This is a genomic window from Streptomyces sp. NPDC057623, assembly GCF_042800355.1.
Taxonomy (GTDB): Bacteria; Actinomycetota; Actinomycetes; order Streptomycetales; family Streptomycetaceae; genus Streptomyces.
The window spans coordinates 55,244-72,004 of the sequence record NZ_JBHVGZ010000045.1; the positions used below are offsets into that span (position 1 = coordinate 55,244).

Here is a 16,761-nt window from a genome sequence, read left to right on the forward strand (position 1 = left end):
CACTCCGGTATGGACCAATCCCGGCGTCACACCTTGACACCGGGATTGGTCCATACCAACTTGGTCTGCGCATCACTGCACTCCCGAACACCCCACATTCCCAGGGAGATCGCGTGCGCAACCAACCTCTCGACCAACCTCTCAGACGGCTCAGACGTCGTCTTCTCGCTCTGCTCGGCTCCATCGCCCTCGCGGTCACCGGAGCCGTCGCCCTTCCGGGTACGGCCCACGCGGCCAACCTCCTGTCCAACTCCGGTTTCGAGTCGGGCGGGCTCTCGCCGTGGTCCTGCGGCGGCAACCTGGGCTCGGTCGTCTCCTCCCCCGTGCACGCCGGGTCCAAGGCCCTCGCGGGGGCGGCGAGTTCCAGTGACATCGCCCGGTGCGCCCAGACCGTCCCGGTCCAGCCGAACACGACGTACACACTCGGCGGCTGGGTGCGCGGGTCGTACGTCTACCTCGGTGTGGACGGCGGTGCCTCCACGTGGACGTCGTCGCCGTCGGCGTACAGCAAGCTCACCGTGTCCTTCACGACCGGCGTCTCCCAGACCAGCGCCACCGTCCATGTCCACGGCTGGTACGCCCAGGGCACCTACTACGCCGACGACATCAGCCTCGACGGGCCCGGCGGCGGTTCGGACGGTCAGGCGCCGTCCGTGCCGGGCGGCCTGCGGTCCACCGGCAAGACGTCGTCGAGCGTGTCGCTGACCTGGAACGCCTCGACGGACAACGTCGGGGTGACGGGGTACGACATCTACCGTGGCTCCAGTCAGGTGCTCAGCGTCTCCGGTACGAGTGCCACGGTCAGCGGTCTGTCACCGAGCACCAACTACTCCTTCACGGTGAAGGCGCGGGACGCGGCCGGGAACGTCTCGGCGGCCTCCGGCGCCGTCAGCGTCACGACGGACCCGGGCGGCGGTGGCGGTACCGGCTTCAAGCAGGCCGCGCCCTATCTGTACCTGGGCTGGGGCGACCCGCCGAGCGCGCCCTCGGTGATGAGCGCGACCGGCATCAGGTGGTACACGATGGCGTTCATCCTCTCCTCCGGCGGCTGCAACCCCGCCTGGGACGGACAGCGCCCGCTGACCGGCGGGAACGACCAGAGCGTCATCAACTCCATCCGTTCCGCGGGCGGTGACATCGTGCCTTCGATCGGCGGCTGGAGCGGCAACAAGCTCGGGCCGAACTGCTCGACCGCCGAAGCACTGGCGGGCGCGTACCAAAAGGTCATCGACGCATACGGGCTGAAGGCGATCGACGTCGACATCGAGAACACCGACGAGTTCGAGAACGCGACCGTGCAGGACCGGATCCTGAACGCCCTGAAGATCGTCAAGGCGGACAACCCGGGCCTGCGCACCATCATCACCTTCGGTACGTCGACGACCGGCCCGAACTACTGGGGCAACCGGCTCATCGATCAGGCCAGGGCGCTGAACGCGGACATCGACGTCTTCACGATCATGCCGTTCGACTTCGGCGGCGGCGCCGACATGTACGGCAACACCGTGAACGCGACGGAGGGGCTGAAGAACAAGCTGAAGTCCACCTTCGGCTGGGACGACGCCACCGCCTACGCGCACATCGGCATCTCCGGCATGAACGGCCTGTCCGACCAGCAGGAGCTCACCTCGACCGCGACCTGGACCCAGATCCGCGACTGGGCGAACTCGCACCACATCGCCCGCCTCGCCTTCTGGTCGGTCAACCGCGACCGGCCGTGCCCCGGTGGCGGCGTGACGAGCAACTGCTCCGGGATCAGCCAGAACAACTGGCAGTTCACGTCCATCACGGCCGGGTTCACCGGCTGAGGTCACCCTCGCCGCCGGGAGAAATCTTTCCGGGAGGGTGTATCAGGGCGCGGGCGGTGTGCTCAAAAGAGTGAAAGGCAACGGGGGAACCACGGGGGAACGCACCACCACGGGGGATGCACGGGGGCTTCGGGTCGGCCGGCGCTGTCACGGGGGCGGCGGCCGGCCGGCCCGAAGGTGCGTCGCGGGGTCAGAAGCGGCCCGCGCCGCGGTACAGCTCCAGTTCCCCGTCCAGCTCGACGGCGAGCACCGTGGCATGCGGGTCGAGGTCGGCCCCGGTGGGCGGTTCGATCCAGAGGACGCCCGGTGTTTCGTGCAGGCCGCCTGTGATGCGGTGGGCCAGTTCGGTGCCGCTGCCGAGGACCGTGACCCGGCGTACCGAACCGAGGAGCCCGCGCACGTTGACCTCGGCGCGCGGGGCGTCGAACAGGATCAGGTACAGGGTGCGGCGGTCCTTGGAGAGGGTGCTGGGGCCGTAGTGGTGCCCGGCCGGAAGGCCGCGCTCGGTGCCGTACACCGCCTCCACGTGCCTCGCGATCCAGTCGCCGAGCCCCTCCAGGCGTTCGGCGTGCTCCCGCGGGATCGTGCCGTCCTCGCGGGGGCCGATGCTGAGCAGCAGGTTGCCTCCGCCGCCGATCGTCTCCGTGAAGTAGCGGATCAGCTGGTCGACCGACTTGTGGTTGTGGTCGTGGTGCTGGTGGCCCCAGGAGTCGTTGAGCGTCAGGCACAGCTCCCAGGGGCCCTCGGGCGGGACGACCGGGGCGCCCTGCTCGGGCGTCGCGTAGTCGCCCTCGCTGAGCATGCGGGCGTTGAACACGACGTCCGGCACCTCGGAGCGGATCAGCGCGGCGAGTTCGGGGATGCGCCACTGCTCCTCGCTGCGGTCCCACTCGCCGTCGAACCACAGCAGGTCCGGCTTGTAGCGGGACGCCAGCTCCCGCAACTGGCCGTCCCGGTAGGCGAGGAAGCGTTCCCAGGCGGCCAGGTCCTCGTCCTCGGCCGCGACCTCCGAGTAGCGGTTGTCCTCCAGCTCCGGCGGGCGGCCGGGCTTGCGCGTGGAGGCGTAGTCGGGGTGGCTCCAGTCCGAGTGCGAGTAGTAGAGGCCGACCTTGAGGCCCTGCTCGCGCAGGGCGTCCGCGTAGCCGGCGATCAGGTCGCGGCCCACGTTCAGGTCGCCGTGGGCCGAGTCCCAGAGGGCCACGCCGTCGTGGTGGCGGCTGGTCAGGACGGCGTACCTGGCGCCGGCCCGCGCGAAGAGCCTCGCCCAGTCGCGCGGGTCGTAGCGGGACGCCGTGAAACGGTCGAACTGGGACATGTACCGGTCGTAGGGGACGATGTCGTCGTAGAACGACCAGGACTCCTGTACGCCGTCGACGGCGTAGACGCCCCAGTGGACGAAGATCCCCAACTTGGCGTCGGTGAACCAGGGTTGCATCGGCACCGCTCAGCTCCCCTGGGCGCGCTGGAGGCGGAGCGTGAGGACCTGGAAGGGGCGCAGGGCGACGGCGACGCCGCCGTCCCCGGTGACGTCGGCGTCCTCCAGCGGGCGCTCCAGCAGGTCGGTCACCTGGGCACCCGCGAGCGGGAAGCCGGTGCGCAGGACGCCGGTCGACCGGCCGCCACCGCACTCGTAGAGACGTACGACGACGTCGCCGGACTCGTCGTCGGCCAGCTTGACCGCCTCGACGGTCACGCCTTCCCCGGCCACGGACACGACCGGCTCGGGCGCGCCCGCCGTGTCCGCCACCCGCAGGGGGAGGTTGAGGGAGTAGCCCTCGGCGACGGCGTCCTCGATGCTCGCGCCGGGGAGCAGGGAGTAGGTGAAGCGGTGCTTGCCCTGGTCGGCCTCGGGGTCCGGGATGCGCGGGGCGCGGACCAGGCTGAGGCTGACCCGGGTCGTCGTACCGCCGTCCTCGCGCACCGTGCGGGAGACGTCGTGGCCGTAGGTCGAGTCGTTGATGACGGCGACGCCGTAGCCGGGCTCGGCGATGTGCACCCAGCGGTGGCCGGAGACCTCGAAGCGGGCCGCCTCCCAGCTGGTGTTGGTGTGGGTGGGCCGCTGGATGTGGCCGAACTGGATCTCGGCGGAGGAGTGCGGGGCCCGGATGTCCACCGGGAAGCCCGCCTTGAGGATCTTCTCGGCCTCGTGCCAGTCGATCTCGGTCTCGAAGTCGATACGAGGGCTGCCGGCCCGCACCGTGATCGTCTGGGTGATCTTCGAGCCCTTGCCGAAGGACCGCGTGACGCGGATCGCGCCCAGGAGGGGGTCCTCCTCGACGACGGTGACCCCGTCGGCCTCCAGCAGGTCCTTGTAGCGGTTCTTGTAGTGCTTGTCGATGTCCCAGGCGTCCCAGTAGTTGGGCAGGTCCGTGTGCAGGCGGAGCAGGTTGCCCCGCTCGGCGAGGACTTCGCGGTTCGCCCGGAGGTCGTACACGGACGACAGGGTGCCGTCCTCGGCGACCTCGACCCGGATCAGCCCGTTGTCGAGGACCCGGCCGGAGACGGACACCGGCTGCGCGGGCTCGGCTCCCGCCAGGGGCGCGCTGCCGTTCGCGGGCACGGTGACGTACGCCGGTGCGCCCTCGGAGGTGCGGACCACCTCGGCGCGCTCGAACGGGCTCGTGTTGAAGACCCTGGCCTCGCCGGCGCCCAGCGCCGCGACCGCCTCGGCCGTCAGCGCCTCCAGCTCCTCGGCGACGCGGGCGTATTCGGCCTCCGCCTCCCGGTGCACCCACGCGATCGACGAGCCCGGCAGGATGTCGTGGAACTGGTGCAGCAGCACCGTCTTCCACAGCCGGTCCAGCTGCTCGTACGGGTAGGAGTAGCCCGGCGCGTGCAGCGCGGCCGTCGTCGCCCACAACTCGGCCTCGCGGAGCCGGTGTTCGGAGCGGCGGTTGCCCTGCTTGGTGCGGGCCTGGGAGGTGTAGGTGGCGCGGTGCAGCTCCAGGTAGAGCTCGCCGACCCAGACCGGGGCGTCGGGGTACTCCTCGCGGGCCTTGGCGAAGAACTCGTCGGGGTGCTCGACGACGACCTTGGGCGAGCCCTCCAGGTCGGCGAGCCTGCGCGCGCGTTCCATGATCTCGCGGGTGGGGCCGCCGCCGCCGTCGCCCCAGCCGAAGGGGGCCAGGGAGCGGGTTCCGGCACCCTTCTCGTTGTAGTTGCGGACCGCGCGGTCCATCTCCTCGCCGCTGAAGCGGGCGTTGTAGGTGTCGACCGGCGGGAAGTGCGTGAAGATGCGGGTGCCGTCGATGCCCTCCCACCAGAAGGTGTGGTGGGGGAACTTGTTGGTCTGGTTCCAGGAGATCTTCTGGGTCAGGAACCACTCGTTGCCGGCGAGCTTGGCGAGCTGCGGGTAGGCGGCGGTGTAGCCGAAGGAGTCCGGCAGCCAGACGCCCTTGGTCTCGACGCCGAAGTGCTCGATGAAGAACCGCTTGCCGTGGACGAGCTGGCGGGCGATGGCCTCGCCGCCGGGCAGGTTGCCGTCGGCCTCGACCCACATGCCGCCGACCGGCGCCCACTGGCCCTTCTTCACGGACTCCTGGATGCGGGCCCAGACGTGCGGGTAGTTGTCGCGCACCCACTCGTACTGCTGGGCCTGCGAGCAGGCGAAGATGAAGTCGTCGTACTCGTCGGCCAGCGAGGTGACGTTGGAGAAGGTGCGGGACGTCTTGCGCTTGGTCTCGCGGATCGGCCACAGCCAGGCCGAGTCGATGTGCGCGTGGCCGACACCGGAGATCGTGTGCGCGCTGGCGTGGGCGGGGCGGGCCAGGACGGGCGCCAGCACCTCGCGGACGGCGGTCGCGCTGCCGGAGACGTCGTCCAGGTCGAGGACGTCCATGGCCCGGTCCAGGGCGTGCAGGATCTCGTGGCGGCGCGGGTCGTGGTCGGCGAGGTGGACCATCAGCTCGCGCAGCACCTGGAGGTCCAGGTCGAGGTGGAAGACCTCCTCGTCGAGGATCGCGATGTCGGCGCGCTGGAAGGTGTAGAGCGGCGCGGAACCGGCCGTGAGCTTGTCGCCCATCGGCGTGATCCTCGAAAAGTTGTCCTTGAGGATGTCCGGGTTGGAGGCGGCCTCCACCAGGTAGTCGATCTGCTCGCCGCCCTGGGCCGGGTTGGCGATCGGGACGTACTGGTTGAGGGGGTTCACGGCCTTCAGCGGGCGGCCGTCGGCCAGGTGGACCAGTGCCTCGGCCTGGTTGCCGGGCCAGTCACCGATGAAGCCGAGGTCGATGACGGCCTCGACGCGCTTTCCGGCCCACTCGGCGGGCACCCGGCCGCGCATCCGGAACCAGGTCGTGCCCCAGGGCGGGCCCCAGGGGGTGTCCATCGCGAAGGGGGTGTAGCGGGCGGCCGCGGCCTCCTCGAAGGAGACCGGCTCCCCCGGCGCCTGCCACGCCTCGACCTCGAAGGGGACGGTGGCCGCGTGGACGGCGGGCTTGATGCGCTGGTCGTGGGCGCGCTGGACGCGCTCTTCGATGCGGCGGCGTTCGTCGTGCATGAAGGGTCTCCAGGGAGGGAGAGTACGAGCTGAGAGCTGAGGGGAGCAGAGGGAAAGCGCTTTCGAGGCCGAGCGCTACCTAAGGTACGCCAGGCCGGGATGGACCGAGGAGTACCCGTCGACCAGCCTGCGGGCGACGCCCACCGAGTCGACCAGCGGGTGCAGCGCGAAGGCCTTCACCGCGGTCGTGCGCGAGCCGGACTCGGCGGCGGCCAGCACCTCCCGCTCGACCGCCTTGACCGAGCAGACGAGGCCGGTGGCGTGGTCGGGCAGCGGGGCGACGGCGACCGGGTGGGCGCCGTTGGCGTCGACCAGGCAGGGCACCTCGATGACGGCCTCGGAGTCGAGCGCCGAGAGCGTGTTCTGGTTGCGGACGTTGAGGATCAGGGTCGTGCGCTCGTCACGGGCGATGGCCCGCATCAGCGCGAGCGCCACCTTCTCGTAGCCGCCGGAGAGGTCGTCGGCGTCGCGCTCCCCGGCGCCGGCCGTCTCCCGGTTCTCGGACATGTAGGTGGCCTCGCGCTCGGCGCGGGTGCGGTCCCAGATCTCCAGGGCGGAGGCGTCCGACCGCTCGACGTCCCGGTAGAACCGCGCCTGCTGGTCGGCGAGGAAGGCGCCGCGGGTCTTCTCGGCCTGCTGGTAGGCGCGGACGGCTTCCCGGTTGAAGTAGTAGTAGTGCAGATACTCGTTCGGGATCGCGCCGAGGGAGCGGAGCCAGTCGACGCCGAAGAGCTTGCCCTCCTCGAAGGAGCCGAGCAGGTCGGGGTCGGCGAGCAGGCGCGGCAGTTCGTCGCGGCCGGCGACGCGCAGGCCGCGCACCCAGCCGAGGTGGTTGAGGCCGACGTAGTCGATCCACGCCTCGCCCGGGTTCTTCACGCCGAGCACCCGGGCGATACGGCGGCCGAGGCCGACCGGCGAGTCGCAGATGCCGATGACACGGTCGCCGAGGTGGCGGGACATGGCCTCGGTGACCAGGCCCGCCGGGTTGGTGAAGTTGATGACCCAGGCGTCCGGGGCGAGCCGGGCCACCCGTCGGGCGATGTCGACGGCGACCGGCACGGTCCGCAGGCCGTAGGCGATGCCGCCCGCGCCGACCGTCTCCTGGCCGAGGACGCCTTCGGCGAGCGCGACCCGCTCGTCGTTCGCCCTGCCCTCCAGGCCGCCGACGCGGATCGCCGAGAAGACGAAGTCGGCGCCGCGCAGCGCCTCGTCCAGGTCGGTCGTGGCGGTCACCTCGGGCGCGTCGGGCACCCCGGCCGCCTGCTCGGCGAGCACGCGGGTCACCGCGGAGAGCCGCCGGTCGTCCAGGTCGTGCAGCACGACGTGGGTGACCCGGCCTTCGGCGCGGTCCGTCAGGAGCGCCCCGTACACGAGCGGTACGCGGAATCCGCCGCCGCCCAGAATCGTCAGTTTCACGCTTGAACCTTTCCTGCCACGACCACCTCGACGCCCGCCTCCTCCAGGGAGGACCGGGTCGCCGCGTTGACCGGCGCGCTCGTCACCACCACGTCCAGGTCATCCGGACCGCACACCTTCGCCATCCCCGTACCCGGGAACTTCGCCGCGTCGGCGAGCAGCACGACCTTCTCGCCGGCCTTGATCATGGCCCGCTTGACCGGCACCTCGACGACCGTCGTGTCCATCACCTGCCCGCCCGGCCGCACTCCACTGGTGCCCAGGAAGAGCCAGTCGGCATGCAGCTGGCGCAGATTGTCCTCGGTGAGGAAGCCGACCAGGGAGCGGTACTCGCGGCGGACCATGCCGCCGAGCAGCACCAGCTCGATGCCCTCGTCGTCGGCGAGCTCCTCGTAGACCACCAGGTTGCTGGTGATCACGGTGAGCCGGCGGCCGTGGAGCTGGCGGGCCAGCCGGAAGGCGGTGGTGCCGATGTCGAGCAGCACCGACTGACCATCTTCGATCATCGCCGCTGCGTGCGCGGCTATGGCGTCCTTCTCGGGCACGCGCATCTCGGCGACCTCGGCGAAGGGCTGGTCGCCCTCCTCCACGACGGCGCCGCCGTGCACCCGCGTCAGCAGGCCGTCCTCCTCGAGTTTGACCAGGTCACGCCGGATCGTGGCCGGGCTCACACCCAGCTGCTCGGAGAGGTCGGTCACAGCCGCGGGGCCGCCGGAGCGCAGGGCCCGCAGGATGAGTTGGTGTCGTCGTTCTGCCAGCACGGCGTGAACACTACTCGTCATCTTCAATCATCGCCATGCTCATTTCTGCTCGGGTATTGACCAATCTCTCCGATCGGCGCACGATTCCGCTCACCGAAATGAAGAGTTTTGACGATCTCCGAGCTCTGCCGAGCGGGAGCACGAGCGAGAGGACGCGATCCGTGGACGACGACCGGCCCGATGTGCTGCTGACCGGGCTGCTCTTCTACGACCTCGTCCTCTCGGGGCTCGGGAAGCCGCCGGCCCCGGGCGAGGAGATCTGGACGGACGGCATGGGCTGCGGCCCGGGCGGCATCGCCAACCTGGCGGTGGCCGCCGCCCGCTTCGGCCTCAGGACCTCGCTGGCCACGGTGTTCGGCGACGACCTCTACGGCGAGTGGTGCCGCGACGTCCTGTGCGACCAGGAGGACATCGACCTCTCGCCCTCCCGCACGGCCGACGGCTGGCCCACCCCGGTCACCGTCTCCCTCGCCTACGGCAACGACCGGGCCCTCGTCACCCACGGCCAGGAGCCCCCGTACTCCCAGGACGCGCTGATGGGCGACCCGCCCGAGGCACGCACGGCCCTCGCGCACATCGAGGCCGAACCGCGCGCGTGGCTGGCCAAGGCCGCCGCGAACGGCACACAGATCTACGCCGACGTCGGCTGGGATCCCACCCAGCGGTGGTCGACGGACCTGCTCGACCAGCTCTCCCTGTGCCATGCCTTCCTCCCCAACGAGACCGAGGCCATGGCCTACACCCGCACCGACAGCGCGGTCGCGGCCCTCGGCATCCTCAGCGAGCTGGTGCCGGTGGCCGTGGTGACCCGCGGCGGGGACGGGGCCGTGGCCGTCGACCAGATCACCGGCGAGTACGCGCAGGTACCGGCCCTGGACGTCGACGTCCTCGACGCGACGGGCGCCGGCGACGTCTTCGGGGCGGGCTTCGTCGCGGCCTCGCTGGGCGGCTGGCCGCTGGAGGAACGGCTGCGGTTCGCCGTACTGGCCGCCGGGCTGTCCGTACGGCACCACGGCGGGGCGCTGGCGTCCCCCGGCTGGTACGGCGTCGACCGCTGGTGGCGGTCGGTGCAGGACCCCGAACTACGACGCGCGTACGGATTCCTCGCGCACCGCGTCCCGGCCGACGTGGGCCCGCCCCCGCGCCACGCCCCCGTCACCCCGCCGGCCGGTCCCACGCCCGTGGGCCCACGGGCCGGCGAACGGCGGCCTTGACCCTCAGACCCCCTCAGCACGTCGAACAGGAACAACAGGAGTCACCCGTGGAACTTTCCCGTAGAGGCTTCCTCCAGGCCGCCGCGCTCACCGCGGCCGCCTCCGGCCTGACCGTCGCCTGCGGTGGCGGCTCGGAATCGACCGGCACCAAGAACGGCAAGAACCTCACCCTGTGGTACTGGGGCGGCGCCCTCAGCGACAAGGTGGTCGCCGAGGCCAAGACGCACTTCACCAGCCAGGTCAAGCTGACCGCGGCCTCCATCGGCGGCGACTTCAAGCAGAAGCTCACCACCACCCTCGCGGCCGGCGGCTCCTCGGTGCCCGACATCACCGGCATCAAGGGCGAGGACATAGCCTCCTTCCTGCCCAACGCCGACCGCTTCCTCGACCTGAACGACCTGGGCTTCAAGAAGATCTCCTCCCAGTACCTGGAGTGGAAGACCAAGCTCGCCCAGACCGAGGACGGCAAGCAGATCGGCTTCCCGATCGACATCGGTCCCACCGCGCTGTTCTACCGCGCCGACCAGTTCGACAAGGCCGGACTGCCCTCCGACCCGGACAAGGTCGCGGCCGAGGCCAAGACCTGGGAGGACTACTTCGCGCTCGGCTCCGAACTGAAGAAGGCGCTGCCCGGCACCTTCCTGATCAACAACATGGGCTCGGTGTTCAACATCGCGGTCGGCCAGGGCACCAAGCGGTTCATCGATCAGGACAACCACTTCATCGGCGACCAGGACCACATCCGCGCCGCGTGGGACACGGCGGTCCGCGCCTACCGGCTCGGCCTCGACGCCAAGATCAACGACCAGAGCTGGAACGCCGCCGTCGGCAAGAGCCTGACCACCGAGGTCGGCGCCGCCTGGCACGCGCTGGACATCGAGTCGGCGGCCCCGGCCACCAAGGGCAAGTGGCGGGTCTGCGCGACGCCGGGCGGGCCGGCCAACCAGGGCGGCTCCTATCTGACCCTGCCCAAGCAGTGCCGGAACCCCGAAGAGGCATTCAAGATCATCAGCTGGATCCTCAGCCCGGACAACAACGCCAAGAGCTTCACCGACGCCGCCATCTTCCCCGCCTCCCCCGCCACGTACTCGATGCAGGCCATGACGGGCCCCGACGCCTTCTTCGGCGGACAGAAGATCATCGAGGTCTTCGGCCCGGCCGCCGAGGCCATCCCCGTCAGCTACGAGGCACCCGCCGACTCCGCGGTCATGGCCCCCTTCATGGCCGAGCTGACCAGCATCGAGGCCAAGGGCAAGAAGCCCGACGACGCCTGGAAGGACGCGGTCGGCCAGGCCAAGCAGATCGCCAGGCGACAGGGGGTGAGCTGAGGTGGCATCACCTCCGGTCACCGGCCCGCTTCCGCCCGCGGCGCACCCCGCCCGCGGGCGCCACTCGGCCCAGGCGTCGCGGGGTGCTGTCGTACTGGCGGCAGTACCTGGCGATCTCGCCCTTCTACCTGATCTTCGCCGCCTTCTCCTTCGTCCCCGTCTTCTACTCGCTGTATCTGGCCTTCCAGCGCTACGACGGCCTGGGCACCAAGCAGTTCGTGGGCCTGCAGCAGTTCGAGTTCCTCTGGAACGACCCGGTCTTCTGGCTGTCGATCCGCAACACCCTGGCGATCTGGGTCCTGTCCACCGTTCCCACGCTGTTCGGCGCCCTGGTGCTGGCGACGCTGCTGCACTCGGTGCGCCGCTTCAAGGGCTTCTACCGCATCGCCCTCTACGTACCGAACGTCACGTCGATCGTCGCCGTGGCGATCTTCTTCGGCGCGGTGTTCAGCAACGACTTCGGCCTCGTCAACGCGATCCTGGGCATGGTCGGCATCGCGCCCGTCGCGTGGCTGAGCAATCCGTGGCTGATCAAGGTGGTCATCGCGCTGCTGATGACCTGGATGTGGACCGGCTACAACATGATCATCTATCTGGCCGGCCTCCAGGCCATCCCCCGATCGGTCTACGAGGCGGCCAAGATGGACGGCGCCGGGCCGGTGCGGACCTTCTTCCAGATCACCATCCCGATCATGCGGCCGATCATCCTGTTCACCGTCGTCATCTCGACCATCAACGGTCTGCAGAGCTTCAGCGAACCCCAGGTGCTCTTCGCCAGCAACGCCGCCAACCAGAACCTCGGCGGCCCCGGCCAGGCGGGCCTGACCACGCTGCTGTACTTCTACCAGTCGGCCTTCCTCGACAACGACTACGGCTACGGCGCGGCCATCGTGTGGGCCTTCTTCGTACTGATCATCGTGCTCGTCGTCGTCAACTGGCGCATCGTGCAACGAGGGAGGAAGTCATGACGACAGCCGCCACGCCGCGGCCGGCCACCGGCGCGAAGCGGCTGCGCCGTCCCAAGGGCCTGACCGCGCACATCCTGCTCATGGTGGCTGTCCTGATCTCGGTCTTCCCGTTCGTGTGGACGATCGTGATGGCGACCAACACCACCAAGGACATCTACAAGAGCCCGCCGAAGCTGACCTTCGGGTCGCATCTGCTGGAGAACATCCGGCATGTGCTCGACACGATCGACTTCTTCGGGTCGATGCTCAACACGGTCGTCGTCGCGTGCGTCACCACGGTCCTGGTGCTGTTCATCGACTCCCTGGCGGCCTTCGCCTTCGCCAAGTTCGACTTCCCCGGGCGCAAGGTGCTCTTCGGCACGCTGCTGGTGTTCATGATGCTGCCGCTCCAGCTGGCCGTCCTGCCGCAGTTCATCCTGATGTCCGAGGTCGGCTGGGTCGGCATGCTCAAGGCGCTGGTCTGGCCCGCCCTCTCCAACGCCTTCGGCATCTTCTGGCTGCGCCAGTACATCGAGAACGGCGTGCCCGACGAACTGCTGGACGCGGCGCGCATCGACGGCGCCGGGTTCTTCCGTCAGTACTGGAACGTGGCGCTGCCGATGATCAGGCCCGCGATGTCCTTCCTCGCCATCTACGCCTTCGTCGGCGCCTGGAACGACTACGTCTGGCCGCTCATCGTGCTCACCAACCCCGACCACGTCACGCTCCAGGTGGAGCTGGCCCAGCTCAACGTCGGCCACAACACCGACTACAGCATGGTCATGGCCGGTGTGCTCATGGCGGCCCTCCCGCTGGTCGTGGTCTTCACGATCTTCGCCCGCGGGTTCATCGCGGGCGCCACCGAGGGCGCCGTCCAGGGCAGCTGAACCGGCGTCGAGAGAGAGGTGCACAGTGGTGGACATCGCCGACGGTGCAGGGCCGGGGCGCGGCAAGGTGCTCGTGGTCGGCATGGACGGGCTGCGTTTCGACCGGCTGACCCGCTCGCCGTCCACGGCACCCGTGCTGCACGGCCTGATGGCCAGGGGCGCCCACGGCACCAGCTTGCTGCCCTACGGCGAGGTGGACGGCCAGGCCGACAACGGGCCGTCCACCAGCATGGCCTACACCGACTCCGGCCCCGGCTGGTCGAGCGTGCTGACGGGGGTGTGGCCCGACCGGCACGGGGTGACCGGCAACGACTTCACCGGCGCCGACTACACCCGCTACCCCGACTTCCTGACGCGCGCCGCCACGGCCCGGCTCGGCCTGCGCACCGCGGCCGCGGTGTCCTGGCCCCAACTGGTCCGGCGCGGCACGCTGGGCCGCGCCATCGGCCGGCGTGTGCGCTACAACGGCGAGTTCCGCGGCTACGAGGGCGCGGACCGCCGCGTCGCCCGCACCGTCACACGCTGGCTCACCAGGGGCGACCGGACGCCCTGTTCGTGTACTTCGGCGCCACCGACGAGGCCGGCCACGCCACGGGCCCCCTCTCCCCCGCCTACGACGACGCTCTGCGTGCCCAGGACGCCCACCTCGGGCAGCTCCTGGAGGCGATCGAAGCCCGGCGCTCGGACCCCGGGCGCGCCGCCGAGCACTGGACCGTGCTGGTCACCACGGATCACGGTCACCTCGACTCCGGCGGCCACGGCGGCGACACGCGTGCCGAGCGGGAGGTCTTCGTCATCCTCGCCGAGCCCGGCGGGCCCGGCGGCACCCGGCTCGACACGCCCCGCCTCGTCGACATCGCTCCCACCGTCCTGGACCGTCTCGGCATCCCCGTCGACCCCGCCTGGGGCCTGGTGGGTCACGCCCTGCCCCGGCCCACCGCACCGACTTCGGACTGGTCATGACCGACGCACCCCTCGATCCCCTGATCGCCCTGCGCCCCTGGGAGGCACCCGAGGTGACCTCCTGGGGACGACTCCCCATGAACGCCGTCGACCGGCGCTCCGGAGCACTCCCCCTGGACGGCGACTGGCGCTTCCAGTTGCTGTCCGCTCCGGACGCGCCGGTCGGCGGTCCCTGGTCCTCCTCCCGCGTCCCCGGCGTCTGGACCGTGCAGGGCACGGACGACCTGCCGCAGTACACCAACGTCCGCATGCCGTTCCCCGAGTTCCCGCCCCACTCGCCCGCCGCCAACCCGACGGGCGTGTACGAGCGTGAGGTGGACGTCCCCGCCGACTGGGCCGGCCGCCGGATCGTGCTCCAGGTCGGGGCCGCCGAGAGCGTGCTGCTGGTGCAGGTGGACGGGCGGCCGGTGGGGATCTCCAAGGACTCCCACCTGGCCGCCGAGTTCGACCTGACGGGGGTGGTCCGGCCCGGCTCGCCCGCGACCGTGCGGCTCACCGTCGTCAAATGGTCCGACGCCTCGCACATCGAGGACCAGGACCAGTGGTGGCACGGCGGGATCACCCGCTCGGTGCTGCTGTACGCGACGGATCCGCTGCACCTCGCGGACGTGACCGTGCGGGCGCGGTACAGCGGCGATCTGCGGGTCGACTGCCGGGTGCGGGACACGGGCGGTGCGCTGCCCGAGGGGTGGTACCTCACCGGGGACCTCGACGGCCGCCCGCTCGCGCAGGACGCGGAGTTCGACCGCGCGAACGCCGCGGACGACCGGGTCTCCGACTTCCTCGGCGAGGCCCGGCTGCTGGCCGCCGTGCCCGAGGTGCGGACCTGGAACGCGGAGACGCCCGAGCTGTACGGCCTGACGGTCCGGCTGCACCGCGCGGACGGCACGGTCGCCGACACCTCCCGCCACCGGATCGGCTTCCGGGACGTCGAGATCGCCGGCCGTGACCTCCTCGTCAACGGCGAGCGGGTCTTCATCCGGGGCGTGAACCGGCACGACTTCCATCCCCTGACGGGCCGGACGGTGTCGTACGACGACATGCGCGCGGACCTGGTCCTGCTCAAGCGGTTCGGCTTCAACGCCGTCCGCACCGCCCACTACCCGAACGACCCGGCGCTGTACGACCTCGCCGACGAGCTCGGGTTCTACGTCGTCGACGAGGCGGACATCGAGTCCCACGACCACGCCCACGAGATCGCCGACGACCCGCGCTATCTGGGCGCCTTCGTGGACCGGGTCTCACGGATGGTGCTGCGCGACAAGAACCACCCCTCGGTCATCATCTGGTCGTTGGGCAACGAGTCCGACTACGGGGCCAACCACGACGCGGCGGCGGGCTGGGTGCGTCGGCACGACCCGACACGGCCGGTCCAGTACGAGGGGGCGGCCAAGCTCGGCTGGGCGGACCCCGAGCTCGCCTCCGACATCGCCTGTCCGATGTACGCGCCGCTGGAGGACTGCGTCGCCCACGCGCTCTCCGGTGAGCAGACCAAGCCGCTCATCCAGTGCGAGTACTCGCACGCCATGGGCAACAGCAACGGCACGCTGGCCGACCACTGGGCTGCCATCGAGGCCACCCCAGGTCTTCAGGGCGGGTTCATCTGGGAGTTCTGGGACCACGGGATCCTGCAACGCGTGAGCGACGGAAGACCGGCCGGGCGTGGGGGCGCCGGGCTCTATGACAACGGTGTCGCCGCGCCCGGGTACCGCTGGGCGTACGGCGGTGACTTCGGCGAGACGATCCACGACGGGGCGTTCATCGCGGACGGCGTGGTGTTTCCCGACCGCACGCCCAAGCCGGCGATGTACGAGCACCGGGAGATCGCGGCGCCGGTGCGGATCGAGTGCTTCCGGCACGAGGGCGTCGTCCTGACCAACCACCAGCACTTCCGCGGCTTCGACTGGCTGGCCGCCGTGTGGGTGCTGTCGCTGGCGGACGGCCGCACGCTGACCGCGCCGGCCGAGCTGCCCGAGCTGAGCCCCGGTGAGACGACGGCGGTGCCGCTGCCGTTCACGCTGCCCGAGGACGGTGGTGAGGCGTGGCTGACGCTGCGGGTGACGACGGCGCTGGACCTGCCGTGGGCGCCGCGCGGCACGGAGGTGTGCGTGCCCCAGGTGCCGCTGCGCGCGGCCGACACGTCTCAGGCGCCCGTCGCGGCGGGTTCGGTGGTGGTCGACGACGAGGGGCTCCTCGTCCATCCGCTGCTCACGGCCGCCCCTGCCCTGTCACTGTGGCGGGCGCCCACCGACAACGACGAGCTGGGCGGCATCGCGGGGCGCTGGCGGACCTGGGGGCTGGACTCGCTGGTCCGCAAGGTGGTGTCCGTACGGCGGGACGCCGGGCAGGTGACGGTGACCGCGGAGTACGCCGGCACGACCGGCGTCGTCCGGCACCGGCAGGTGCTCACGCCGGTCGAGGGCGGAGTGCGGGTCGACGAGGAGGCCGAGCTGCCCGAGGAGTTCCACGACGTGGCCCGGGTCGGCTCCGTCTTCGAGACGGTCGCGGGGCTCGACCTGCTGGACTGGTTCGGGCAGGGGCCCTGGGAGTCGTATCCCGACCGCGGCGCGGGCGCTCCTGTCGGCCACCACTCCGTCCCCGTGGACGAGCTGTTCACCCCTTACCTGCGCCCGCAGGAGAGCGGCGGCCGGCACGGCGTGCGGCGGTTCACCCTGTCCGCGCCGGACGCCACCGGTCTCACGGTGGCGCTGGACGAGCCGCGCCAGGTCTCCGTCACCCGCTACCGCGCCGAGGACCTGACCGCCGCCTCGCACCACGACGAACTGGTGCCGCGCCCCGGCTGCGTGGTGCACATCGACGCGGCGCACCGCGGCCTCGGCACGGCGTCGTGCGGCCCCGACACCTTCCCCTCGTATCGCGTCGCACCCGGCATCCACCGTTGGAGCTGGACCCTGCGCGTTCTCTGACTCCCCCCACAC

Annotated in this window: 10 protein-coding genes and 1 pseudogene; 7 read left to right on the plus strand and 4 right to left on the minus strand. The window is 70.6% G+C overall.

The window, feature by feature from the left end; translation table 11 throughout:
* The first annotated feature begins 113 nt into the window (after window positions 1–113).
* Window positions 114–1,808: a carbohydrate binding domain-containing protein gene (locus ACFU95_RS33895; RefSeq protein ID WP_383835718.1), complete on the plus strand. Its 1,695-nt coding sequence runs from the start codon at window positions 114–116 to the stop codon at window positions 1,806–1,808.
* 190 nt (window positions 1,809–1,998) lie between these two features.
* Here the strand turns inward: ACFU95_RS33895 and ACFU95_RS33900 are convergent, their stop codons facing one another.
* From ACFU95_RS33900 to ACFU95_RS33915, 4 genes are all read right to left on the minus strand, one after another.
* Entirely contained in the window at window positions 1,999–3,249 is a 1,251-nt protein-coding gene (locus tag ACFU95_RS33900) for an alpha-L-fucosidase (RefSeq protein ID WP_383835721.1), read from the minus strand.
* A gap of 3 nt (window positions 3,250–3,252) precedes the next feature.
* Window positions 3,253–6,306 (minus strand): alpha-mannosidase, encoded by a 3,054-nt coding sequence (locus ACFU95_RS33905; protein WP_383835724.1) that lies wholly within the window; start codon window positions 6,304–6,306, stop codon window positions 3,253–3,255.
* A 75-nt stretch (window positions 6,307–6,381) separates the two neighbouring features.
* Window positions 6,382–7,722, minus strand: coding sequence for a 6-phospho-beta-glucosidase (locus tag ACFU95_RS33910; protein WP_383835727.1), 1,341 nt, complete (start codon window positions 7,720–7,722; stop codon window positions 6,382–6,384).
* Window positions 7,719–8,483, minus strand: coding sequence for a DeoR/GlpR family DNA-binding transcription regulator (locus tag ACFU95_RS33915; protein ID WP_383835783.1), 765 nt, complete (start codon window positions 8,481–8,483; stop codon window positions 7,719–7,721). Before ACFU95_RS33915 ends, ACFU95_RS33910 begins: the two co-directional genes overlap by 4 nt.
* A gap of 161 nt (window positions 8,484–8,644) precedes the next feature.
* On the opposite strand from ACFU95_RS33915, the gene ACFU95_RS33920 reads away from it, so the two are divergent.
* The 6 genes and pseudogenes from ACFU95_RS33920 to ACFU95_RS33945 all read left to right on the plus strand — a co-directional run bounded on the left by ACFU95_RS33920 (window position 8,645) and on the right by ACFU95_RS33945 (window position 16,749).
* On the plus strand, window positions 8,645–9,697 hold the full coding sequence (locus ACFU95_RS33920; protein ID WP_383835730.1) for a carbohydrate kinase family protein: 1,053 nt from the start codon (window positions 8,645–8,647) through the stop codon (window positions 9,695–9,697).
* Between the two features lie 47 nt (window positions 9,698–9,744).
* Window positions 9,745–11,025: an ABC transporter substrate-binding protein gene (locus tag ACFU95_RS33925; RefSeq protein WP_383835733.1), complete on the plus strand. Its 1,281-nt coding sequence runs from the start codon at window positions 9,745–9,747 to the stop codon at window positions 11,023–11,025.
* A gap of 83 nt (window positions 11,026–11,108) precedes the next feature.
* Window positions 11,109–11,993: a carbohydrate ABC transporter permease gene (locus ACFU95_RS33930; RefSeq protein ID WP_383835736.1), complete on the plus strand. Its 885-nt coding sequence runs from the start codon at window positions 11,109–11,111 to the stop codon at window positions 11,991–11,993.
* Complete coding sequence (locus ACFU95_RS33935) at window positions 11,990–12,859, plus strand: carbohydrate ABC transporter permease (RefSeq protein ID WP_383835739.1); 870 nt, start codon at window positions 11,990–11,992, stop codon at window positions 12,857–12,859. The genes ACFU95_RS33930 and ACFU95_RS33935 overlap by 4 nt, the downstream gene beginning before the upstream one ends.
* An 82-nt stretch (window positions 12,860–12,941) precedes the next feature.
* Window positions 12,942–13,822: pseudogene (locus ACFU95_RS33940) on the plus strand (alkaline phosphatase family protein).
* Entirely contained in the window at window positions 13,819–16,749 is a 2,931-nt protein-coding gene (locus tag ACFU95_RS33945; RefSeq protein WP_383835742.1) for a glycoside hydrolase family 2 TIM barrel-domain containing protein, read from the plus strand. Before ACFU95_RS33940 ends, ACFU95_RS33945 begins: the two are co-directional and overlap by 4 nt.
* Window positions 16,750–16,761: the final 12 nt, after the last annotated feature.